This is a genomic window from Alkalibacterium sp. MB6 (genome assembly GCF_009935905.1).
In the GTDB taxonomy this organism is placed as follows: domain Bacteria; phylum Bacillota; class Bacilli; order Lactobacillales; family Carnobacteriaceae_A; genus Alkalibacterium.
The window spans coordinates 1-23,248 of sequence record NZ_PREX01000021.1 but is presented as its reverse complement, the minus strand read 5'-3'; the positions used below and the strand labels follow the sequence as shown (position 1 = coordinate 23,248).

At 39.3% G+C, this 23,248-nt stretch carries 23 protein-coding genes; 5 read left to right on the top strand and 18 right to left on the bottom strand.

Features of this window, described 5'->3' with window-relative positions; genetic code table 11:
• Positions 1 to 12 precede the first annotated feature (12 nt).
• The 3 genes from C3945_RS08710 to C3945_RS08700 all read right to left on the bottom strand — a co-directional run bounded on the left by C3945_RS08710 (position 13) and on the right by C3945_RS08700 (position 3,111).
• Entirely contained in the window at positions 13 to 828 is an 816-nt protein-coding gene (locus C3945_RS08710) for a carbohydrate ABC transporter permease (protein WP_161879314.1), read from the bottom strand.
• Complete coding sequence (locus C3945_RS08705) at positions 828 to 1,688, bottom strand: carbohydrate ABC transporter permease (RefSeq protein ID WP_161879313.1); 861 nt, start codon at positions 1,686 to 1,688, stop codon at positions 828 to 830. Before C3945_RS08705 ends, C3945_RS08710 begins: the two co-directional genes overlap by 1 nt.
• Before the next feature lie 88 nt (positions 1,689 to 1,776).
• A complete protein-coding gene (locus tag C3945_RS08700; RefSeq protein ID WP_161879312.1) occupies positions 1,777 to 3,111 on the bottom strand; it encodes an ABC transporter substrate-binding protein in 1,335 nt (444 codons plus the stop codon).
• A 225-nt stretch (positions 3,112 to 3,336) separates the two neighbouring features.
• On the opposite strand from C3945_RS08700, the gene C3945_RS08695 reads away from it, so the two are divergent.
• On the top strand, positions 3,337 to 4,209 hold the full coding sequence (locus tag C3945_RS08695) for an acetamidase/formamidase family protein (protein ID WP_161879311.1): 873 nt from the start codon (positions 3,337 to 3,339) through the stop codon (positions 4,207 to 4,209).
• A 212-nt stretch (positions 4,210 to 4,421) separates the two neighbouring features.
• On the opposite strand, the gene C3945_RS08690 is transcribed toward C3945_RS08695, so the two are convergent.
• From C3945_RS08690 to C3945_RS08675, 4 genes are all read right to left on the bottom strand, one after another.
• On the bottom strand, positions 4,422 to 4,691 hold the full coding sequence (locus C3945_RS08690; protein ID WP_161879310.1) for a barstar family protein: 270 nt from the start codon (positions 4,689 to 4,691) through the stop codon (positions 4,422 to 4,424).
• Positions 4,692 to 4,694: 3 nt separating this feature from the next.
• Positions 4,695 to 5,207, bottom strand: coding sequence for a ribonuclease domain-containing protein (locus C3945_RS08685; protein ID WP_161879309.1), 513 nt, complete (start codon positions 5,205 to 5,207; stop codon positions 4,695 to 4,697).
• Positions 5,208 to 5,303: 96 nt separating this feature from the next.
• On the bottom strand, positions 5,304 to 6,440 hold the full coding sequence (locus C3945_RS08680) for a glycerate kinase (protein WP_161879308.1): 1,137 nt from the start codon (positions 6,438 to 6,440) through the stop codon (positions 5,304 to 5,306).
• 34 nt (positions 6,441 to 6,474) lie between these two features.
• On the bottom strand, positions 6,475 to 7,746 hold the full coding sequence (locus tag C3945_RS08675) for a GntP family permease (protein WP_161879307.1): 1,272 nt from the start codon (positions 7,744 to 7,746) through the stop codon (positions 6,475 to 6,477).
• Between the two features lie 158 nt (positions 7,747 to 7,904).
• Between C3945_RS08675 and C3945_RS08670 the strand changes: the two genes are divergently transcribed.
• Positions 7,905 to 9,014, top strand: coding sequence for a CdaR family transcriptional regulator (locus C3945_RS08670; protein ID WP_161879306.1), 1,110 nt, complete (start codon positions 7,905 to 7,907; stop codon positions 9,012 to 9,014).
• 217 nt (positions 9,015 to 9,231) lie between these two features.
• Here the strand turns inward: C3945_RS08670 and C3945_RS08665 are convergent, their stop codons facing one another.
• The 3 genes from C3945_RS08665 to C3945_RS08655 all read right to left on the bottom strand — a co-directional run bounded on the left by C3945_RS08665 (position 9,232) and on the right by C3945_RS08655 (position 12,155).
• Complete coding sequence (locus C3945_RS08665; protein WP_161879305.1) at positions 9,232 to 10,137, bottom strand: nuclease-related domain-containing protein; 906 nt, start codon at positions 10,135 to 10,137, stop codon at positions 9,232 to 9,234.
• A gap of 256 nt (positions 10,138 to 10,393) precedes the next feature.
• Positions 10,394 to 11,056 (bottom strand): CpsD/CapB family tyrosine-protein kinase, encoded by a 663-nt coding sequence (locus C3945_RS08660; RefSeq protein ID WP_161879304.1) that lies wholly within the window; start codon positions 11,054 to 11,056, stop codon positions 10,394 to 10,396.
• A 208-nt stretch (positions 11,057 to 11,264) separates the two neighbouring features.
• A complete protein-coding gene (locus C3945_RS08655) occupies positions 11,265 to 12,155 on the bottom strand; it encodes a metallophosphoesterase (protein WP_161879303.1) in 891 nt (296 codons plus the stop codon).
• Positions 12,156 to 12,554: 399 nt separating this feature from the next.
• On the opposite strand from C3945_RS08655, the gene C3945_RS08650 reads away from it, so the two are divergent.
• A complete protein-coding gene (locus C3945_RS08650; protein WP_161879302.1) occupies positions 12,555 to 13,352 on the top strand; it encodes an SDR family NAD(P)-dependent oxidoreductase in 798 nt (265 codons plus the stop codon).
• A 111-nt stretch (positions 13,353 to 13,463) separates the two neighbouring features.
• Here the strand turns inward: C3945_RS08650 and C3945_RS08645 are convergent, their stop codons facing one another.
• The 6 genes from C3945_RS08645 to C3945_RS08620 all read right to left on the bottom strand — a co-directional run bounded on the left by C3945_RS08645 (position 13,464) and on the right by C3945_RS08620 (position 21,038).
• Positions 13,464 to 14,798 (bottom strand): MBL fold metallo-hydrolase, encoded by a 1,335-nt coding sequence (locus C3945_RS08645; RefSeq protein WP_161879301.1) that lies wholly within the window; start codon positions 14,796 to 14,798, stop codon positions 13,464 to 13,466.
• Positions 14,799 to 14,823: 25 nt separating this feature from the next.
• Positions 14,824 to 16,203 carry an ABC transporter substrate-binding protein gene (locus tag C3945_RS08640; RefSeq protein WP_161879300.1) on the bottom strand — a complete coding sequence of 460 codons (1,380 nt, stop codon included), beginning with the start codon at positions 16,201 to 16,203 and terminating at the stop codon, positions 14,824 to 14,826.
• A gap of 66 nt (positions 16,204 to 16,269) precedes the next feature.
• Positions 16,270 to 17,031, bottom strand: coding sequence for a carbohydrate ABC transporter permease (locus tag C3945_RS08635; protein WP_237585526.1), 762 nt, complete (start codon positions 17,029 to 17,031; stop codon positions 16,270 to 16,272).
• Positions 17,032 to 17,190: 159 nt separating this feature from the next.
• The gene (locus C3945_RS08630; RefSeq protein ID WP_161879298.1) at positions 17,191 to 18,081 is read right to left on the bottom strand and encodes a carbohydrate ABC transporter permease; all 891 of its coding nucleotides are present in this window, start codon (positions 18,079 to 18,081) and stop codon (positions 17,191 to 17,193) included.
• Entirely contained in the window at positions 18,074 to 19,099 is a 1,026-nt protein-coding gene (locus tag C3945_RS08625; RefSeq protein WP_442862172.1) for an ABC transporter ATP-binding protein, read from the bottom strand. The genes C3945_RS08630 and C3945_RS08625 overlap by 8 nt, the downstream gene beginning before the upstream one ends.
• An 817-nt stretch (positions 19,100 to 19,916) precedes the next feature.
• Complete coding sequence (locus C3945_RS08620) at positions 19,917 to 21,038, bottom strand: plasmid pRiA4b ORF-3 family protein (protein ID WP_161879296.1); 1,122 nt, start codon at positions 21,036 to 21,038, stop codon at positions 19,917 to 19,919.
• Between the two features lie 285 nt (positions 21,039 to 21,323).
• Between C3945_RS08620 and mazE the strand changes: the two genes are divergently transcribed.
• Together mazE and C3945_RS08610 are read left to right on the top strand one after the other, a co-directional pair.
• Positions 21,324 to 21,545 (top strand): type II toxin-antitoxin system PemI/MazE family antitoxin, encoded by a 222-nt coding sequence (gene mazE / locus C3945_RS08615; protein WP_161879295.1) that lies wholly within the window; start codon positions 21,324 to 21,326, stop codon positions 21,543 to 21,545.
• Positions 21,545 to 21,913, top strand: a complete 369-nt coding sequence (locus tag C3945_RS08610) for a type II toxin-antitoxin system PemK/MazF family toxin (protein ID WP_161879294.1) — start codon at positions 21,545 to 21,547, stop codon at positions 21,911 to 21,913. The genes mazE and C3945_RS08610 overlap by 1 nt, the downstream gene beginning before the upstream one ends.
• 74 nt (positions 21,914 to 21,987) lie before the next feature.
• Here the strand turns inward: C3945_RS08610 and C3945_RS08605 are convergent, their stop codons facing one another.
• Positions 21,988 to 22,287 (bottom strand): type II toxin-antitoxin system RelE family toxin, encoded by a 300-nt coding sequence (locus C3945_RS08605; protein WP_161879293.1) that lies wholly within the window; start codon positions 22,285 to 22,287, stop codon positions 21,988 to 21,990.
• Complete coding sequence (locus C3945_RS08600) at positions 22,274 to 22,603, bottom strand: type II toxin-antitoxin system Phd/YefM family antitoxin (RefSeq protein WP_161879292.1); 330 nt, start codon at positions 22,601 to 22,603, stop codon at positions 22,274 to 22,276. The genes C3945_RS08605 and C3945_RS08600 overlap by 14 nt, the downstream gene beginning before the upstream one ends.
• Positions 22,604 to 23,248: the final 645 nt, after the last annotated feature.

The window sequence follows — 23,248 nt, the reverse complement described above, 5'->3', positions numbered from 1 at the left end:
CCTTTACTACATTTATTTAACCGCACCTTCCGTTACCCCTTCTACAATACTCTTTTGGGCACTAAAGTAGAAAATGATAACCGGAATAATGGCAATGGTCAAGCCTGCCAAAGCCAAGTGCCATTGACGCGTGTATTGCCCGAAGAAATAAAACATACGAATAGGAATCGTTTCGCTACGTCTGCTTAACACAAGTGACGGCAGCAAGTAGTCATTCCAAATCCAAATGACGTTTAAAATAGCTACAGTCACTGAAATCGGACTTAATAATGGGAAGACAATTTTCCAAAAGATTTGGAACTTGTTGGCTCCATCCATAATCGCCGCTTCATCCATCGAAATCGATACCCTCGTCATCGCTCCATGATAAAGGAAGATAGCCAAACTACAGCCGAATCCTAAATACATAATCATCAAGCCAATTCGGTTCAGCATTTGGGCCTGTCCGAATAAGGAGGTCACTGGAATCATAACTGACTGGAAGGGAATCAACATGGCTGCCACGAATAATAAGAGTAAGAAGTTACTCAATCGACTCTTATTTCTAGCTAAAGCATAACCGGCCATGGATGAAAATAAAATAATAATTAACACACTGGCCAACGTAATAATGATTGAGTTAAAAAATGACCGTATGAAGTTCAAATCTTCAAAAGCCTGTTGGTAGTTGGCCCAGTTCAATTGAGTCGGAGGAGTTAACACGCTGGCAAAAATCTCACGTGGCGTTTTAAAACTGTTCACCAACATCAAGTAAAAAGGAGATAGCCAAAATAAAGCGAGTAAAATGGCAAATATTTCTAAAACAATAGTGGATTTGTTACGTTTCATTATAAATCCACCTCTCTTTTCTTATTAAAATACACTTGTGAAAGCGAGAATGTGGCGACGATGATAAAGAATATAACGGCTTTCGATTGACCATAAGCCATCTGGTTACTTGAGAAGGCTGTATCCACAATATTCATCGCAACCATTTGCGTGGAATTATAGGGTCCGCCACCAGTTAATGACAAGTTCTGATCGTAAATTTTAAACGAACTAGACAAGGTCAAGAACATAGACACCGTAAAGCCCGGCGCTAACAAAGGGAAAATAATGTGTCGGAATTTTTGACCAGGTGTTGCCCCGTCAATATCTGCCGACTCCAATAATTCTTTTGGAATCCCTTGTAAATAAGCGATGTAAATAATCATAATGTAACCGGCTTGCTGCCAAACCGTTAAGATAACTAAGCCCCAAAAGCCTGTCGCAGGAGTCGACAGCCATCCCATCAATGCTTCCACACCAATTAAGGTTCCTAAGTTGGAGAACACTCGAATAAAAATAAACTGCCAAATGAACCCAAGAATCAACCCACCAATTAAGTTAGGCATGAAGAAAATGGTCCGCAAAATATTTCTAGACTTTAATTTGCTGGTCACGAGTAATGCGAGTCCTAGTCCGATAACGTTTAATGCCACAATACAGACTAAAGCGAAAACAAATGTAAAGAGTAAGGATCGCCCAAATTGCGTGTCCTGAAAGATGCGTCTGTAATGCTCTAAACCGATAAAGTTGTTAAAAGTTAAACCGTTCCAGTCAGTGAAAGAATAGAATAATCCCATGACGCCCGGAATTAAAACAACAATGGCTAAACTGAGGAGAACTGGCGTGATAAACAACCAGAAACTCAATTCTTTGTTCTTCATAAACCTCTTTCCTTTCTATTAGACCTATTTAAAAGATAAAACAGGGCCTTTTCATCTAACTGAATAGGGCCCTGTTCCTTAGACATTATTATTGAAGTGATTCCCATGCTTGAATGGAATTTTCAATCATTTCATCCCAAGTCATTTCTCCACCCAAGTAAGCTTGGAGATTAGGTCCAAATTCATTATTTGTAAAGCCTGTTGGATAACCGTTAAATACCCATCCTAGTGTGTCTCCACTTTGAGAGTAGTCATAGACCACTTGAGATAATGGGTCACCGATTTCCATATCTTCATACCCTTCATAAGCAGGAATGAAGTTGAATTCATTAATAACGAACTCTTTTCCTTCATCTGAAAGATACATCCAGTCTAAGAAGTCTTTAGCAGCCTGTACGGTTGCATCATCATTGTTGCTATTGACTGCCCAGTAATTAGGGATACCAACAGGTAGTTTGCCTTCATGGCCTTCAAGTGGAATAGGAATCATACCCACACCATTTTCAGCAAATTCTGGATCCATTTGTTCCAAGGTTGGATACACCCAGTTCCCCTGCTGAATCATCGCCACTTGTCCAAGTGAGAAGTATTCTTCAACTTGTTGAGAATAATCCAAACTCAAAATAGGCGTAATAGAGTACTCTGCCTGTAAATCAAGCATTCTTTGGAATTCATCCCCGTTTTCAAATGTTAATGTTTCTGCTTGGTATGCTTCCATAACATCTTCATTAAATTCAGTCGTTAAATAGACGTTAGCTAAATGGTCACCCATAACCCAACCTTCTGCTCCTGGTAAAGCAAAGACGGCTCGAATACCTAAATCATCCAGTTGGCTATCAATTGTTTGAACCGCTTCTTCCAAATCTTCGTAGGTTGAAATCGCCTCTGCGTCGATGCCAGCAGCATCAAAAACTTCTTTATTATAAATATAGCCGTAACCTTCTAAGTTATATGGTAAAGCAGATACTGATCCATCGTCTTGAGTAACGGAGTCAAGCATCCCTTCAAGTGCAGCTTCGGCCGCATCCGTATCAGATAAGTCCGCCATGTATTCAGACATTTGTTCCATCTCATTCGGTCCAGCCACACTAAAAATGGCTGGTTCATCGCCTGCACCAAAACGTGTTGTTAATTGTGTAAAGTAATCCGTTCCCCCACCTACTGAGGTAATTTCGATATTAACATTAGGATTCTCGTCCATATACATTTGAGCCAAATCATTAAATTGACTGTTAAATTCAACTTTACCCTGCATAATCGATAAGTTGACCTCTTCTCTGCCGCCGTTACCGTTTGTGTCGCCACCGTTGTCCGCTGTCCCATCTGTTCCCGGTATATCGCCCTCATTACCACAAGCTGCCAGTAACCCTGCTGCAGAAACCATCAGTAAACCTTTGTAGAAAAAGTTTTTCTTATCAGACATTTTTCTTCCTCCTTTTAATATGTAGACCACTTGTAAGTGGTTACACTCTCACTATATTCCAAATTGCCAAATATTTCAAATCTTTCAAATCTTACAGCGATGTTAACGGTATCATTTTATCGAAGCTTTTATATTCTCTTGAAAAGGCCCGAAAGCCACCCTTTGACATCCATACTATTTAAGGCCATAATTGAAATTAATCAATCATGAGGGGAGAAAGAGAAGATGAGATTAGCAAAAGATAAAGTTGTTTTTAATATGAGCGGAAAGAACGAGCCGGTATTAACCGTTGACAGTGGGTCAACCGTTGTCTTTGAAACAATGGATTGTTTTTCCAATACAGTTAAATCAAGTGAAGACGTGGTTAGTTCAATTGACTTCAGTAAAGTCAACCCGGCTACCGGTCCTCTTTTTGTCAAAGGGGCTCAGCCTGGCGATACACTAAAGGTCACCATTAATAAGATAACGTTAGAAAAAACGGGGGTCGTGGTTACTGCTCCTGGTTTGGGCATGTTATCTGATAGAATCGAAAAAGAAGAAACGGTTATATGTGATATTCACGACGATTCGGTAACCTATAAAGGGCTCACCCTACCTTTGAAAAAAATGATCGGAGTCATTGGGACGGCAGCTCCTGGAGAAGGGGTGAATACCGGGACACCACATGATCACGGGGGAAATATGGACTGTCTTCGCGTCACAGAAGGCGCTACTTTATATTTACCGGTCAATGTAGAAGGTGCTCTTTTGGCGATGGGCGATATGCACGCTGCCATGGGCGACGGTGAAATCATGGGGAGTGGTTTGGAAGTCGCTGGAGAAATCGAGGTTACCGTAGACGTCGTGAAACAGTTTAATTTTCCAACACCTTTAATTGAAACCGACGACTTGTGGGTCACGCTCGGTTCACGAGAAACTATGGAAGATGCGAGCCAAGTCGCTATAGACAACATGGTGGAGTTAATTACTCAATCATCATCCTTAACGATGAATCAAGCGGGCATGTTATTGTCGCTAGCTGGCGATTTACACACTTGCCAAGTGGTAAATCCGAATAAAACCATGCGTATGGAACTCAGTAAAAAAATACTCCAATAAGAGACAGATAAATCAGAATCTTAAGGCTATTTTATTGCCAACTCAATATATAATTGTCGGTAAGTAGATATAGAAAACCATTTGTTTACCAACTCCGTCGATTAATTAATGCGAGTTAGTAAAGAAATCCATTTGTTTATCAACTCAGCCGATTAAACAACGCGAGTTAGTAAAAAAGATCAATCATTCACTCCAATGAATGATTGATCTTTTTAAATTATTTTGAAAACAATCAAACTGTTTTGAGTAGTAGCCTCTTTAAATGTTCTGATTACTTTATCAGCATACCCACCCAACTGCTTGGTCATGTCTTTTTTATGAATGATCATGATTTCCATTGGTTCGTTAACCGTTGTCAGTACATCAAACAAGGCATCCAAATTATGCCCGACATAGCCCTTAAGATTCAATTGCTTCTGTAAATACGTGTGAGCGGCTTTTTTATCAGTCATCTGACTACCATCTAATCTAATGAGTCTCATTCTCTACTCCTCCCCATACAACAAAGTAAAGCTGTCATAATGATCATCCGTATAATAAATCAAGCCATCATCGGAATAGACTAATCGCTCAGCACCTCTGAATCCACCAAAGTAGTTGACGTCAGCTTCATAGTAATCTCTGCCTTGTTCTTCTGGCAGTAGACCTTCTCTATTACCAAAATAGTCTCCTCCAATAACCATGCCATCAGCGACATCCCATAAATTCCCTTCGCTCGCTACCCAACCTAGTTCTCTAGCTTCCTCTTTCGTTAAGTAATTCAAAGGCAGCTCATCAAAAGTATACAAATAAAGAGCGACGTCCTCAGGTGTAAAGTAGAATTCATCTTCTTCTATTTCTTTGACATCTTGTTGACTTTCTTCATTATATATAGGTTCTTCAGTGTAACTATCCTGGTTGCTTACATTTTCTTCAAGCAAAACATCTAATGCCGTACACCCTGTTAAAGTCAGTGCAAAAATCAACATCAACAATCTAACACATTTACTTTTATTCATACTCACTCTCCATTGCGTTATATTCTACTCCATATTTCTCGACTCATTCTATCATAAAAACTCCCCTTTAATCAGTTAAAGGGGAGTTATATACAGTTAGTTATGCGATAACTTATATACCGAAGCAACGTTTTTCGCCACTGCTCTTAAATTTTCATAGCCGTTTTCCAAAGCTGTTTCTAAGGGTGTGAATTCTGGTATGATACTAAACGCAGCGGCAATCCCTTCATTATAGATGTTTTCGTATCCCTGATTTAGACAACCGGCCAGAGCTATAGTGGGTACCGAATATTTCTTCGATACTCTCGAGACGGCGATGGGCGTTTTCCCAAATATCGTTTGGTGATTGATGCCGCCTTCTCCAGTAATGACGAGATCGGCTTCTTTAATTTTGTTTTCCAAGTCGAGCATCTCAACAAGTAGGTCTCCCCCTCTTTGAAGTTGAGCATCCAAGAAGGCCATTAAGCCTCCACCGAGTCCACCTGCTGCTCCTGCACCAGGTACGTTTTCAATATCTTTTTCTAAATACTCCGTCACTTTTTTTGCAAAATGAGCCAAGTTTTGATCAAGGTGTTCCAATTGTTCTTCTGTTCCGCCTTTTTGAGGGCCATAAATGTATGATGCACCGTTTTCTCCTGTTAATGGATTATCCACATCACAAGCCACTCGGAAAGAAACCTCTTTAATCCGTGGATGCATGCCGCTGACATCAATGGTTTCTAACTCTGCTAAACCTTCACCGGTTGGTTCGATTGACTCACCATTTTTATCCAATAATTTGCCGCCAAGACTGATAATCATTCCAGCACCTGCATCATTGGTTGCACTGCCTCCAATGCCTAAAAGAATTTCGTTTACCCCTTCATCTAGGGCGCCTTTAATTAATTCTCCAAATCCAAGGGTTGTTGTTTTAAGCGGATTTCGATCGGTCGGGTTCACTTTATCCAGACCAGAAGATGCTGCCATTTCAATAACGGCTATTTTTTTGTCTCCTGACAAACCGTAAAAGGCTTCGACTGGTGTATTTAGTGGCCCAGTAACCGTCATTTTTTTCATTTCTCCTCCCGTCGCATCAATAATCGACTGAACGGTACCTTCTCCCCCATCCGCCATAGGTACTTTGACGTAGGTGGCTTCTGGCAAAATAGCTTTAAACCCTTCTTCAATAGCGTTCGCTGCTTCTAGCGCTGTCATGCTTTCTTTAAATGAATCTGGAGCAATCACAATATTCATACTAACATCCTTTCATGAAACAATTAATAAGTGTTTACCCTATATTGAACAAGCCGAAAATAATAACCGATACAATCGTAATGACTAAACCAACTAAAGATTCATAAGGAATGATTTTCAGTCTGTCTTTAAAGTCCATCAACACACTTCCACCTGTTGCGTGGTAAAACGAACCGTGTGGTAAGTGATCGAGTACAGTCGCTCCCGCGTGAATCATAGCTGCTCCGCCTAAAGCTGCAGTTCCCGATTCGATTAAAGCTGAGCTGAATACTGAACTAGCTACAATGGATCCTGATGTTGTTGAAGCTGTAGCAGCTGACATCACGATACCTGAAATAGGAGCGAGTAAATAAACGGGCAAACCAGATGCAGAAATAGCATCAATGAGTACGTCACCCAATGTTGAATTTGTAATAATACCTGCAATTAAACCGGTACCAATTAATAACACAGCAACATTAGACATTTTACTTAAACCGAAATTCACTTGATTAATAATGTCTTTCCCTTTGCCCATAATAATGGATCCTAAAATCCCACCAACTGGTAAAGCAACCATCGGATCAATGACGATATCAAATAATGGTCTCAATGACAGTAAGATCACTGCAACTAACGGTCCTGCTATTGAAGTCAAGAAACTTGGTAAGTCTTTTTCAACATCTTCACTGACTGATAAATCATCTGTTTCAATGAATACCCCTTTTGAAGATAGTCGTTTGGCTAGAAAATAAGTAACAAAGAGGGCTACAATACCCGGTATGACTCCTGCTAACATGACAGATGTCAAAGGGACTGAGAATGCATCTGACACAGCAATAGCATTCGGGTTAGGTGACATGATGTTTCCTGCCTTACCTCCACCGATCATAGCTAAAAGAATTGCCGTCTTGCTGATTTTTGCGTTTTTAGCAATAATTAAAGCGATCGGTGCTACAGTAATAACAGCGATATCAATAAATACACCAACAGCTGTTAATAATAAGGTAGCCAATGCTAAAGCAAATAAAGCTCGCGTCTCTCCTATTTTACTAATAATTGTTCTGGCTATGGATTCGGCAGCACCTGACTCAATCAGGACCCCCGCTAATATTCCGGCAGCTAATATTCTTAAAATAGCTGTCATCATGCCTTGCGCTCCGCCGATCATTAACTGAATCGTTTCTGCCAAGTTGGCTCCACCGATTAGTCCTCCTGCTAATGCACCGACTAATAAACCGTAAAATGGCGGCGTTTTGATAAAAATAAGACCGATTGATATAAGTAAACCTATAACTGCTCCTAAAGCGGACACTTGAATCTCCATGTTTTTCCTCCTCTAATTATTGGTGTTTGCATCTATTATATTACTAGTTATTGAATGCGTTTTCCATGACGTGGAAACCAATTATGACTCTATTGTTTTTGGTCTACAGACCAACTATAATAAGTTTTGAAGACTAAGGGTCATGAAGGAGTATGCATATGGATATAACAGCGACGACTGCACAAGAAATAGTTGTTCAAATGAAAGATATTATTTTTCAAGAGATTAACTTTATGAATAAGCAAGCGGTGATCATTGCCAGCACGGATAAGACACGTATTGGTGATTTCCATGGCGGTGCTGAAAAAGTCATTAAGAATAAAAAGCCATTTATCATCGAATACGACGATCAATTCATAGGAAGTAAAAAGGGCATAAATATGCCGATTCAACTGGAAGACGACGTTGTGGGAGTCATTGGTATTACTGGAACCATTGAATCAGTTGGAAAGTATGGTCAAATTATTAAGAAAATGACTGAAATACTGATTAAAGAAAATGTTACCAAAGATATTAGTATGAAACGAAGAAACCGATCGAGATATATTTTGGAACACATCTTGCCTTTTGGTGGAAATCATAGTGATTACGCGCAATTAACTAGCTTCAATTATAACTATGACGCTAATCACCTGTGTGCAGTTGGACAGTTCAAAGATGGCATTGAGTTAAACTCAGACGAGTTATACACTATTCTGGATTATTTTTCCTTTCCTTCCTCTGATGTCTTTTATATGATAGTGGACGACAAGCTTTATGTCTTTATGCAGCATTCATCTGTAAATGTCGTTAGTCACTATCTACATGTGTTAGCCGAGAAAATCAAAGAGGCTTTCGGAGAATCCTTTTACTTTGCGACGGGTCCACTCAGTCAATCGGAAGCAGAAGCAAGACATGCCTTTGTTTTCGCTTTGGAAACGCTGGACTGGAATACTCGCTTTTCTAAAGTGCCTGTCGACACATTTGAGAACATGGACTATAGCATTTTAGCTTCCGGAATGAAAAAGAGTCATGCTTCCGTTTTTGTCGAGAAAATTTTAAGCGGTATTCCTCAAAATGAGTACGGTGTTCTTAAAGACATTTGCCTGACTTATGGGAATATGAACAAAAGTATATCGAAGGCTGCTGATAAGTTATTCATTCATAAAAACTCCATCCAATATAATTTAAACAAACTAAAAAAGTACACTGGCTATGATCCTCTTCAAGTGACGGATTACCTTCTCCTTTATATGGCTTTTTTGATAAAGGACGTTCATGACTTGTAGACATATAACGAGTTGCGTAGAAGAGGTCTATCTAGGCAACTCAAGTCAATTAGTCGAGCTGACTTGCTTAGAGGCGCTTTCTCTAAGCAACTCGTTACCTGAATCGTCGCTGAGTTGCTCACAGAGGCCTTCTCTAAGCAACTCATCAAATCAACCCCTCTTTCAAGGATCTGAATAAGGGGATATTCTGGCTTCAGCCAGAATACTCTGCCTAAAATTACTCAAAGTAGGTCCATCGATGACGTTTATGCCTATTGTAGTGCTTTTTCAGGACTTGGGTGACCATATAAGTTGATGGGATAGACCCACACCACTCATGAATGATCTTAGTGGTTAGTTTCTTCTCTGGAAATAAGTCTCTAAATTCCACTATGCTTCTATAAATACTTTCAGATAAGTCTTCCGTTTGGCGACACCTTTGACAAAAAGACCGTCTCATTGACAACCTTTCAAGGTGGCCAAAACAATGCTTACATAACATGCCTTTTTTCATGGTTTCAAATGAATAGTCAGGTAAATCGTCATAAGGTTTTTCTTCCTGTAAACTAGCAAGTAAATGTTTAGCCAACCGTTTATTCTTTTGACTTACTTTTTCAGTCGTCTTATTGATAGCCCCTAATTGCTTCACGGTCATACTTTTTAGCAAGTATTGTGATTTGGGCATGTTATGCAATGCCATTTTTTCATTTATAAAGATGACGTACCCCTCGACGTCTATAGGCAATTGGAAATGGTGTAATAATTGACGAAATAGGGACATGCTTCGTTGCAACTGAACCATCGGATCTGGAACTTCCACCTTTGTCGAACTCAGCAACAGTCGATCACCCTTGATTTCATATTCCCCTTCATAATTTTTAACCTCATATATGTAAGCCTTATTTCCGACGAGTAAGAGCGAATCAATTTGAAAGGTCTTACGGTAATACTTCAGTCGTAAATCTTTTAAATAAATATGGTCGCACGTCAAGGATTCCACTAATGCATCGAATTGCAGCTCGCCTCTATACCCTTTCTCCAATGCCTCGTGATAATATCTATCGGCTAACGTTAACCTTGACCGATTATGCAAGCTCCTCATAATGTTACTCACTGTTGATCGTTCTCTCGTGTTTGCATTCATTTTAATATCCTCCTTTAAAAATCCCTATACTATATATATTGTCTTTTTAAGTGCGAAAAGAACTATTTTCTTTTGACTATTTGAAAAAAATTATTCGAACTGCTTAGCGACGCCCTCTCTACCTAACTCAGCACACAAAAAAGAGTCGAGTTGCTTAGACATTCAGTCTCTAAGCAACTCGACTCTAACTATTTAACTGAACTGCGTAGAGAGCGCCTCTCTACGCAACTCATCCAAAAACCACTCACCTGTGTTTCTACGAATACGTGTGCTGCTTCTCTCTGTATAAGGTATAGTCACTTTCTTTTTCGGATTTTTTACCGTTAAAGACAGTGCCTATGACTCTCGCTTGAACATTTTCCATGAGTTCCTTTGATCTCAGAAGATTGTGTTTTTTGGCAACTCCTTTTCTAACAACAAACAAGGTGCCGTCCACTCGACTCGCTAGTATTTGTGCATCAGAGACGGCTGTGACGGGCGGTGAATCAATAATAATCAAGTCGAATTGGGCTTTCAATTTCACCATCAAGTCTTCCATTCTTTGAGAAGCTAGTAGTTCTGCTGGGTTAGGCGGGATGACGCCACTTGTCAATATATATAAATTCTTATTGTATGGCTTATCTAAGATAACTGATAGAGCCGGTATAGTTCCTATTAGGAAAGAACTGAGTCCGTTATTATTTGGTAAATTAAACTTCTTGTGTAGCGTGGGTCTTCTTAAATCCGCATCCACCAAGAGCACCCGTTTCCCTTGAGAAGCAAAGACTAAGGCCAAATTAGAAGCAATGACAGACTTGCCTTCTCCTTGTACAGAAGAGGTGACCATAATGGTTGAGCCAATATTATTCCACTGCATCAATTCTGTTACGTCTTCTTCTTCGTTAACTTTCTTATCAAAGACATAAATTAATAACGCCAAGAGAATACCGGATATGAGTCCAAATAACAAACCGATAACTAAATTGATAGTTAGTCGTGGAGAAATGGGGTCACTGACTTCTTTAGCAGGTGATAAAATCGATACATTGTCGACATTGATAATTCTTTCAAGTTTACGTTCTCACTACACATTGTTACATTTGTTACGGAAGGCGGTTGAAGGGTTGATTTAGTCTGTAAAGCTATCCTTACTCACCCCCCGACCGTAATGTAATAACGACTAATTCCGGACGATTATTTATACGAAAGGGAAAAATACTGTTTCCTAAGCCGCGACTTGCAATCATCGTCGTGCCGTTTTCTTCTGTCACGCCACTGGTTACCTCAGGGAAAAAGCCTTGAGACGGAGCATACAACCCATCTGTAAATGGCAAGCGAATCTGTCCCCCATGTGCATGACCGGTTAATGCCAAATCAACCTCTGTTTCTTTATACACATCGAATAACTCCACTCGGTGTGAGAGGAGCAGAACAAAGTCTGTGTTGACTTCTTCAATCAACTCATTAATGACTCCTTCTAGATACAATTCAGCTGATCCCGCTTCTTCCACGTCATCTAAGAGCATCAATAATGGATCTTCAATCCCTATCATGCCCAACTCTTCTCCGTTTTCCGTAATCACAGCTGTCTCATTATCGAGATTGATGACTCCAATATTATCGAGTTCCTCAGCTAAGGTATCGTATTGCTGAGAAGCAATTTCATGATTCCCAGACACAAAATAAACAGGCGCAATGTCTACTAACTCTTCAAGCGCTTTGACAGCTACTTCTATATTCGTTCGGTTACGGTCAACTTGATCTCCCGTCACCACAATCAAATCCGGATCTTGCTCCTGTACTTCACTTGTCAGCCTCCCGTTATACTCTTTATTGTGCAAATCAGACACTTGAACAATGGTATACCCATCAAAGGAATCAGGAATCGCTTCGTGCTGGTAGGTGTGATGAGTCGTTTCAATGGAATTATTTCCCCAGTACAACCACCCAGCGATGAGTAGCAAAATGACCAACCCGATAGCTAACTTTTTACCTGGTTTATTTCTATTTGTATTCTTTTTAACTCGATTATTTTTCATGCTTCTGTCTCTCCTGTCATCTAAACTAGTGATTAGTGTAGCACGATTAATCCCATTGATAAAGCGGATAGTCATAGTGTAAGAGAAACGAAACAAACTACATGATTCTCCTCCTATTCCTGGTGAATGTTTTGGGCGAGTTGCTTAGAGAGCCTTCGTCTAAGCAGCTCTGCTACTCATTTTTATTTAAAATCCGTAGAGAGCCAGTCTCTAAGCAACTCGAAGCATATTATTGTAGCGAGTTCCGTAGAGAAGCACCTTCTATGCAACTCAGTCAAGCTCTTCGTGATGTAAAATCTGGCTAGGCCAGATTTGTCCTTATATCAGTGTGAATCAGTGGATTATAAGTAATGTTTATGGAACAATTTACCTAATCAACGATTATCAAGGAGGATTAGCATGTCTATTTTTTCATCAACGACGTTAAAAGGGAAACGCGCTTTAATCACGGGTGCGACTGGTGGTATCGGCTATGAAACAGCTAAGGTTGTCGCTTCTATGGGTGCAGCGGTCACGATAACCGGGCGGAAAGAAAATGTGTTAAAAGAATTGAAAGCTGACATTGAAAATGAAACGCCACATGCGAAGGTATTTTATTACCTGGCTGACTTAGCGAATGCTGATGAAAGGGAACAACTCATTCAAGCCTCTGAAGAAAAAATGGGTCCCGTCTCTTTACTCGTCAACTCAGCGGGTATAACCGGTGGCGGTGTGATAGAGGACTTGACTCAAGATGAACTAGAACGCATTATGCATCTGAACTTCACTGTTCCCATCCTGTTGACGCAACGCCTATATGAATCGATGAAGGACAATAAAGATGGCGCTATTGTCAATGTCTCTTCTCTTTCTGGGATAAGAGGAACCTTCGCTGGCACTGCCTACGTCGGATCGAAGTTTGCGCTAAATGGCTTTACACAATCATTTGCCTTAGAAGCTATTCAGCACAATATCCGAGTGAATGCCGTCTGCCCAGGTTATGTTGAAACGAAGATGGGACTAGATTCGATTGGAAGGAAAGCTGAACGCGAGAACAGCACCTTTGAAGAACAGTATAAAATTGAAAGCGACAAGTTACCTTCTGGTCGAATTACGACTGCCAAGGAAGTCGCTAATACGATTGCGTTTTTACTGTCAGACGCCGCTGAGAATATTGTTGGAGAATCTGTGAAGCTATCCGGTGGATCTGTAATGTAATAAATAAAGCTCTCACTCAACTGATTAAGTCAGTTAGTGAGAGCTTATTTTGTTGGTAGGGTTATTCATTTGTAGCCGCTTTTTCCTGGTCCATTAGACTAATAACTAAGATTAACCTCTGTATTCTTTACCCAGCTCCGGTAAGAAGGATTGAACGCCGTTTTCAGTCAACGCTTTATGCAGGGCTTCTGGTTTAAATGAGTGCCATGGCAAGGTATTCTTTGCTGAAACTGTTTTTGCGACTTCGATGATGTCATCTCGGCCGGCATGTCCGCTTGGGCCTAGTGACAAAAAATCAAACCCATATTCGTCTAAGCTGTCCAACAGTAAACCATACCTTAAATCGTAATCTCCCAATGGTTCGCCATTGCTGTGAATATAAATACCAATTCCAAAGTCTTCCAAGAATGCTATATTTTTATAGCTACTTTGCAAAACGTATTTGCCAGGCTCTTCTTTTAACTGGTCAAGAGACACCAGCTCCTTCAAAGCAGAATCAGAGAGTTTTCCGTTGAAGGTTTCTTCTAAAACAGTAAACTGTTTTTCTGGATAAAAGGCTGCTAATACATAGGCATAGGCCTCTTCCCATACCATCGTCCGTCCACTATCTTTGGCAACTTTGTCAACCTGGACTATTCTTTCGACGTTTCTGATATAGGGATTATAGATAAGCAGTTCTGTTTCGTTTGCTCTAAACAAATAAGTTAATTCGTCCAGCAACATCTCTTCTGTCAACGGTGCTTCGACTTCTTCTACAAATTCATTATCCAACAATTCCATTTGTTCAGACTCTACATCGTCGAAACTGTAACTCGTTCCTTCAATCAAAAGAACATCAGTCTCCCACATTCGTGCTTTTTCAGCCCAAGCCTTTACCTTTTCAGGCTTATACCCATTGAAGCGGAAGTCCCCTGAATGGATTAGCTTCAAGTCTTCAGTTTGGATAAATAATGCGTGAGCACCTTTTTCATCGTGATCACTTTCTTGAGCTTCGACTGTAATGTCACCAACGACAACTTTTTCATTCGGTTTATACGCATGTAGCTGGCATTTCACCGGCTCTTCTTCTCCCACTTCTAAGAGTAAATGATAGAGTTTTAAAGAGTCTTCCGATAAATACACGTCCACTTCTTTTGGCAAAAACTTCAAAGCCCCCATGTGATCCAAATGAAGATGGGAAATGAAAACAGCTGTTTTTAATGTGTTCAAATGAAAACCCGGTAAGTCTAATTTTTCAAAATCATCCGTTTCTAGCAATTCAGGAATAGCAGGAAACGCCTGGATCAGAATTAAGTTTTCCAATTCCGATTGCGTTTGTTCGTCTTCGGGAAGGTCGGAAGCAACAGATAAGCCAAAGTCACAATAGACTCTGGCTTTTTCTGTACGTACTTCGACAATATTCCCGCCAATGGTTGTGATGCCACTCCAAATGCGGTAAGTCGTCATATACTAATCCTTTCTACAATCCTGTTTAGTTATTTGATTCAATAATCGATTCAGCCTCTGCTTGTAAATTATCAAGAACCTCTTGTGGTGCCATTCCTGAAACAGCGACGTCATCCATTGCATCGATTAAAGCATTTCTAAATTCTCCGTAACCTACAAAAGTGGGTGAAGACATGCCGTAACTCAACATAGTCGTAGCAGCTTCTTGTTGAGGGTTTTCTTCTAAGAAGGCAACGTAATCAGGATCTTCAAGAGCTGACTCACGAATCGGAACATAACCAGAAAGCATAGCCCATTCAGCTGTATTTTCAGGTTGCAATAAGAAATTAATGTATTCAACAAAGCCTCTTTGTTCTTCTTCTGAGGCAGACGAGAATAATCCTAAATCATTTCCAGCAAATAGAGTTAATTCAGTATCATTAAATGTTGGGATTGGAGCTGTTCCCCAGTCCAAGCCGTTTTCTTCAGCGACAGGTTCAACGTGGGCAACCCCTGCAGAAGATCCGATATATAAAGCAGACTCGCCTCTACCGAATGGTCCTGAGAAGAAACCGTCTTCGCCTGCTGTACGAGCATAACCTGATTCAAATAGATTCGTTAGAAACTCTAAAGCTTCAACACTTTCTGGTGCATTAATACTGGCTTCCAACGTGTCGGCGTTAATAAAGTCGGCACCATTTTGTCGAGCCATTGTTTCGAATTCCATTTCAAAGCCGTTTTCAAGACCCATTGCGACACGGTCATCTCCAGCTTCTACCATTAATTCGCCTAACGATTCGACTTCATCCCAAGTAGTTGGTAATTCTACACCAAACTCATCCAATACGCCTTGATTATAATACATCACTCGGGTTGATTTTGAGAAAGGCATGGCGTACATCTCGCCTTCATAAGTAGAACTGGATAAGAAGCCTTCATAAATATCGTTCAGCGCATCTTCATCAAAGCCATTTGCTACTAAGAATTCCTCAGATAAAGGAGCTAGCAAATCGTTTGAAGCTAATTCTGGAACATCTGTGGCCGTTAGCTGAGACATCGTTGGCAAATCACCCGATACAGCCGCTCCCATAATGGACTGACGTAATTCTGGGTAGCCACCTTGCCCTTGTTCATTTACAACATATTGATCTTGTGATTCGTTAAAAGCTTCAGTTAAAGCAGTGATTGCTTCCTGGTGTGGGCCATTCATCGCATGCCAAAACGTGATTTCAACCGTTTCACCACTGGCTGTTTCATCGTCTGTGGTTTCTTCGCTTGACGTATCATCTTGTTCAGTAGCTTGTTCTGGTGTCTGATCAGCCGTTTCGTCTTCAGTTTCCTCACCGTTTCCACAAGCTGCTAAAAATAACGCACTTGCAGTTAACAGTCCTGTACCAAATCTTACCCATTTGCTTTGCATGTCCATTAGTCAATCTTCTCCTTTTTATCTATAAAGTTTAACACCTGACTTAATGCTTGCCTAAACACTCTCTTATCCTTTAATACCTGCTTTGGATACGCCCATAATGATGTAGCGCTGGAGGAATAGGTAAATAATAATCATAGGCGCAACCACAATGGTTGAAGCCGCCATGAGCAATTCAAATTGCGTGCCTGCTTCAGTTGTAAAAGCTTGTAGTCCGACTGGTAATGGACGAAGCAACCGATCATTCGTTACGATTAACGGCCACATAAAAGCATTCCAGCTCCCGATAATTTTCAAAATCGTCACCGCAACGATTGCTGATTTGGAAAGAGGAACCATAATTCTCCACAAAAAGTTCCAGTCACTACTGCCATCCACTTTTGCCGCATAATATAATTCATTGGGAACAGATTCAAAGTTCTGTTTTAACATAAAGACTGAGAATACACTCGCTAAATAAGGCACAATCATGGCTGAATATGTATTAATCAGTCCAAAATTAGATATAGTTAAGTAGTTTGGAATAATTAATAATTCACTCGGCACCATCATAGTCGCAATTAAAATAGTAAATAAGATATTTTTGCCATAAAAATTTAGCCTAGCAAAAGCGAAAGCAGCCAGTATAGTAGTAATCAGCTCTCCTAAAGTCGATAGCGAGGTGATGAGTACACTGTTCAGGAAATATCGGCCAAAAGGGGCCACTTCAAATGCACGAGCATAGTTTTCAAAGCGTAAGACACTTGGCCACCAAACAGGAGGCATCGCCACAGCTTCTGCAGGAGATTTGAGTGACGTCATCACCATCCAAATAAAGGGGATGAGCATAGTTACCGCTCCAATAGTCAAAAGCACATAAGCTATCCCGCGCAACACTTTCTCTCCAGTTGACGTGATTTCTTTTTGCGGCTTATCTTTTTCAGATTTTTTAAGAATGAAGGGAATATCCCTTTCGCGAATTTCTTCCATTTTTTACTCTCTCCTTTCCTAGTGGTGAACGAATTTTTTATTGAACGCCATTTGAATTAAAGTAAACACTAAGATAATCAAGAACAAGACAATACCGGCAGCTGCAGCGACACCATACTGGTGTTCTTCATAAAACTTCTGGAAGATATAGTACACAACGGTTAATGCTTCACGGGCTGGTCCCGGCCGACTCTGGAACAATGCGTACACTTCGTCAAAGACTTTGAAGCTGTTAATTACGCCCATAACTGAGACGAGGAACATCGTTGGTCCCAAGAGTGGCAACGTGATATGAGTAAATCTATTCCACTCTTTGGCACCATCTATTTTTGCGGCTGAGTAATAACTGTCATCGATATTATTTAAGCCAACTAAAAACAAAATAATATTAAAGCCTAAGCCTCTCCAGATTGCCATGATGACAAGTGCCAGCATCGCATAGTCAGGATCGGTAATAAAGGCAATCGGATCAAATCCAATTTGACCTAAGGCGTAGTTCATTAAACCGTATCGACTGTGATAAATCCAGTTCCAAACAATGGAAATAGCAACTGTACTCGTTACAAACGGAAGAAAGTAAATCGAACGGAAAAAGCCTGACATGAATTTAATTTTGTTCAATAAAATAGCGATAAACAATGAGATAACAATAGATGCCGGAACGACGCCTAATACGAAAACAAAGGTGTTTCTAATCGCCAGCCAAAATTCTGAATCCGAAAAAATCTGTTGGAAATTATCTATTCCATATCGACCGACAATATCTTGAAAAAAATTATATTCAGCATAAAAACTCATTGCAAAAGACCTGACTATCGGATAAATGTTGAATGTTAAAATAATCAGCAGCATCGGCGCCATATACAAAAAAGCTTTAACACTGCTTTTCAATGTCGGCTTTTCAAGCATGAGTGGCCTCCATTCTGATCACGTCGTTTTGTTTGTTAAAGAAGTGGATGTCCTCCATCGCTGCCGTCAAATAAATGTCTTCTCCCTCTTGAGGAATCATCGCCAAATCGGTCGCCACACATTCAGCGTCCCCATTAACCACATGAACAGTTGTATCCTTCCCAACTCTGGCCACATGACTGACAATGCCAGTAAACAACGCTTCTTCGGGAACGGAAGTGACTATTATATCCTCTGCTCGTAACCCTATTGTTGTGATATCTTCTTTAAGTGCTTCTGGAATAGGTAATCTATTTTGAATAAGTGAGTCTCTCGTGACCTTAATTTCATTGATGACCGGTGTGCCTAAGAATTTCGCTACAAACAAATTGTCTGGCTTCTTATATAGGGTAATAGGGTCACTGTATTGCTGAATGGCTCCATCATTTAACACCATAACTTCATCAGAAATACTTAAGGCTTCTTCCTGATCGTGGGTTACAAATACAGTGGTTACACCTGTTTCTTGTTGGATACGTCTAATTTCTTCACGCATTTCAATACGCAGCCTAGCATCCAAGTTTGATAAAGGTTCATCCATCAGAAGGATTGACGGCTCTTTAGCTAAGGCACGAGCAATCGCCACACGCTGTTGTTGACCACCAGATAATTGCTTCGGTTTTTTATGTATGTGTTCCTCGATTTGAACGAGTCTTGCTAATTCAAGGGCGCGACGCTCCCGCTCTTTCTTCGGTCTCTTTTCCATCTTCAATGGAAACATGATGTTTTCTAGTACAGATAAGTGCGGGTATAAAGCATAATTTTGAAAAACCATTCCTACTTTACGTTTTACAGCATCTGACTTCGTGACTTCTTCATCTCCAAAGAAAATTTTCCCGCCGGAAGGAAATGTTAAACCAGAAATCAGCATAAGCGTCGTTGACTTTCCACATCCACTAGGCCCTAATATTGAAACTAATTTACCTTCTGGTATCTCAAAATCTATATTATTCAGTACATTTTTATCTCCATAAGACATTGTTACATCCTGAAACTTAACCTGCACAATAGTCACTCCTTGTTTAATTTAATTACTAAACTTGACCACTTTTTGAGTATAGCATGATAAAGACATGGCCATCTATCAAGCTTGTGTAAAGATAATGTAAATGTTTTGCATCGCCCTCTCTTATCAAAGAAATACGCTACTTGCTTTCTTATAGAAGAAGTATAATTCAAATTAATCTTTTAGGATATAAAAACAGTTACAAATAGACATTAGAGTTTTCTAATGTTCGTGTTTATTACATTTTCACAATTTTTTTCATGTCTTTAAGCGCTCTCATATTTAAAACTAATGATATGCTCCGAAGAAATATCAGATTTCCATACTATTTGTAAGGATTTGTTCAGGTGGACTCCATTTATTAGTCTGTACAGGGCGAGAACAGTCTCGATTAAACTAATAAATCTGGTTTATTAGTTTTTACAATGCATGTAACTGGTTGATTAGACTATTAAAGACAGTTTATTAGTCTGTAGAATAAAAATTTATACTTCATTAGACTAATAAACGTGTCTACCTTCTAAAATTCTTTTTAAAAGGGGTAAAATCTGGCCAGGCCAGATTTGTCCTTCTTAAAAAGAGGTTTCTAATCTAATAAATAAGCTCTCACGTAACTGATTGGGTCAGTTAGTGAGAGCTTATTTAGCGATTGGTTTACTGAGAAGCAGTAGGAAGATACAACTAGTCTAAGTCATCTATTTTGATTCTTTTTTCCGCAGGCTGGTCAAAGTTAATCCAGATATTATTTCCTTTTATCATTAATCACTAGCCTGCCAATTTTCCAACATTCTTATAAATCATCTAACCTCTGATTTATCCAGTCTTTTGTGTAATGTTTGAGTCGGTATCGGTACTTTTCACTCCAACTAGCAAAGTGTTCGTAATTTTCATGTGATGGGTCATTCATAACGTTCTTAAATTCTGCGAACCCATTTGGACCACCCACATCTTCTGGGACCGGATCCCCTGTCATATTCATTAGCTTGGCTGAACGGAGCATCGAATTTTCCAAAATGTTTGTCACTTCAATCGTATGAGTCCAGTCATCTCCAAAATCATATTCATAGGTAAAGGTATCTCCCTGATTAAGGTATTCAATCAATTGTACCTCTCTATCAAACTTAATGATTTCATTGGCCTCTTTATAAAAAAGGGATTCTTCATCATCCACTAGTCGGACAGTCATACCTTTGCTCTTTTCAAAGGTAAACTGGTGAAGGTGATAATTATCCCACATGAACGCACGTTGAAGGATATCGTGAAGCTGGTTAAACGTATAAGTCAGTGGGACTTGAATCGTTCGACTCACATCATTTTCCAAATCAAGATTCAATGTCACCTTTAATTCAGCGACCGGTGGCGTAAATATTAAGTTCTTGCCCAGTCCTTTTTCATTTAAATAATCTTCCCACTTAGTCAAAGGCGTTTGCTTAGAACCATCACTATAGTGAATCAGCCGATTATTCACTTTTTCCATAACTTTTAGCTGAACAATGTCCTCTTCATCGTAACCTCTCACTCGCCATTTCAAATAACTGATGGTGTCATCAATCAGTTCCTCAACAGGTGAAGAACCAACTGCTCTTTTTAAATGAACCTCTCTTTCTTCTACTTTTTTCTCAATTTCCATTTGTTTCATCCAGTTAAGTCCCAAGTAGTTATAATAATTCTGTTTAGCATATTGAATAATATTTTCGACTTGACTCAGTTCCTGCTTTTTAAGTGGCCACATGACTAAAGTCAATAGACTTTCTTCATGTATGAGTACAACAGCTTTCCGCCTGTTTAATATAACTGAATCAGCAAACCAACGACTGTCTCCTTCACTCGGTTCTACTGGTGATAATGGAAATGGCGATTCTTTAGCTTTAGCAATATCAGTAATGAATTTATCTGTTCCAAAAACGAACATATGCAGTCCCCCAACGGTTTAATTTTATTCAGCATAACACAGTCATCAATAATAGTTTGCAAAAAATGGATAGTTTGTTGTCTTTTTCTAATTTTTCAGTAACTTTATTTAATAGGAAGGACACTATCCGTTACCCATTCGATGGATTAGATCATTTTGCTGCTTAACTAAAAATAATAAAATTTTAAATCAAAAAGCTACTAGCACACATAAAAAATACAATATGTTATTACCGCGTATTCATTTATGGTATAATTTGAGTAACACTACAAGGAGGTTTTTCTTATGAAAGCTAGAAAGCAAGGAAATTCGATGGCGATAACAATACCTAAAAAGTTTGAAGTAAGAGAGGGGCAAGAGTTCCGTGCGTATCGAGGTAGAGACGGCGCAATCATTTTTCTGCCTAAAGAAAGGAACATCTTTGAGGAAGCTTTGGAAAAAGGAGAAAGTTTAAGATTCGAAGATGCTTTTGAAGGTGATCAGCCAACTGGAAGAGAGATGATTTAATGGTGTATAACACTAAGGGATATACACCTAAACAAGGGGATATTATTTGGATAGAATTTGACCCATCCATCGGTAGAGAAATTAAAAAGATTAAACCTTCAGTCGTATTAAGTTCTTATAAGTATAACGCCACCACTGGATTTGTTATTGTTTGTCCGATAACTTCTACACATAGAAAAGAATTTCTAGAACTTGAAGAAAATCAGAAAATTAAAGGATATATCAATCCACTTCAAATAAAAGGATTTGATTTTGTTGATCCTGCCAGAAAGGTAACTTTTGCGGAAGAGCTTCAAGATGTAGAGTTATTTAAAGTGTTACAAGTCATTGAGGATATTTTTGAACTCTCAACTAGTAGTATAGATTAAGTTGTTAAGAGTGCAATCTTGAATACTGACAATCAAATGCCTCTAAGAGCTTTTACAACTCCTAGAGGCAAAAATTATATCCTTTTTTCAGCATCTTTATAAACTTCCAAGTCGCTTCTTTTTCCAATCGCAATTATTTCGACAATTTCTATCCCTTTTTCTGATTCTCTAAAAATCACTCTGAGTCCTGCTTTTCTGTGCTTCAATTTTCGACAGCCCACTAAGTTTCCTCTGAGAGCTTCTCCTGCCTCCATCCCAATTTTTTCGATTCTGTTTAGGGACTTATCAATCAAATTTCTACTTGATCCGTCTAATTTATCGTATTCTTTTTTAGCTTGTTCGTGCCAATCTAATGCATATCTATTCCCATCCATCGTCTAGAGACCATTCCACATTTCTGGATTCTTCGCTACGAACATCTTTATCAGGTATGAGAGTCGCTATCCCTGAATCAATGTCATTTATTCTTTTTAAAGCTTTGGCTTCAAGCAATTTATCTTCTAACTCTTCAATTAAATATTGCATTGCTTCATACCTCTCTTTATCCATTACGACTGCTACTGGACGGTTTCTGTTGAGCAAATAAATCGGCTCGTTTAATTCTCTTGACTCCTCTATTATATGCATTGGATTCTTCTTCATTTCTGTTATTGAGCTGGTAGGTATATTACCAATCATATGAGTACTCATAGTATCAACTCCTATTCTATCTTTATTTCATTATAATTCTTTTAAAAGTCTTTTTCAAGTTTTTGTAAGGTTTTTTAATCTAATCCACTTTTGTTTATCACAATAAAATTATAGTCATACGACAAGGAAGTTTTTCTTATGAAAGCAAGAAAACAAGAGAATTCGGTGGTAATAGCAATACCTAAAAAGTTTGGGGTGGGGTAATCAACCGACTGGAAGAGAAAAGATTTAATGGTGAGTAATGCCATCGCTACCTTTGCTATCCTTTGTCCAAAAAAAGATTTGATTTTGTTGATTCTGCCAGAAAGGTCACTTTTGCGGAAGAGCTTCAAGATATAGAGTTGTTTAAAGTGTTACATTTCATAGAGGATATTTTTGAACTCTCAACTAATAGTATAGATTAAGTTGCTAAACTACCCTAACTTATCCAAGCTTGAAGTGGGGGTAGTTCATTCATAGTCATATTCTTCGTTCTCGAACCACTCTTCTATTTCATTACTCATTGTGAACCTCCCATCACTAAAGTGACGGGCTTCTTGGGTCGTAGTCACTTTTACTAGCTGACCAAATATACCAAGCTCAAAGGGGTGAACCCTCCCCGTTGTTTTTTACCTTACTAAATTGAGTAAGTTCTTACTGGCATTA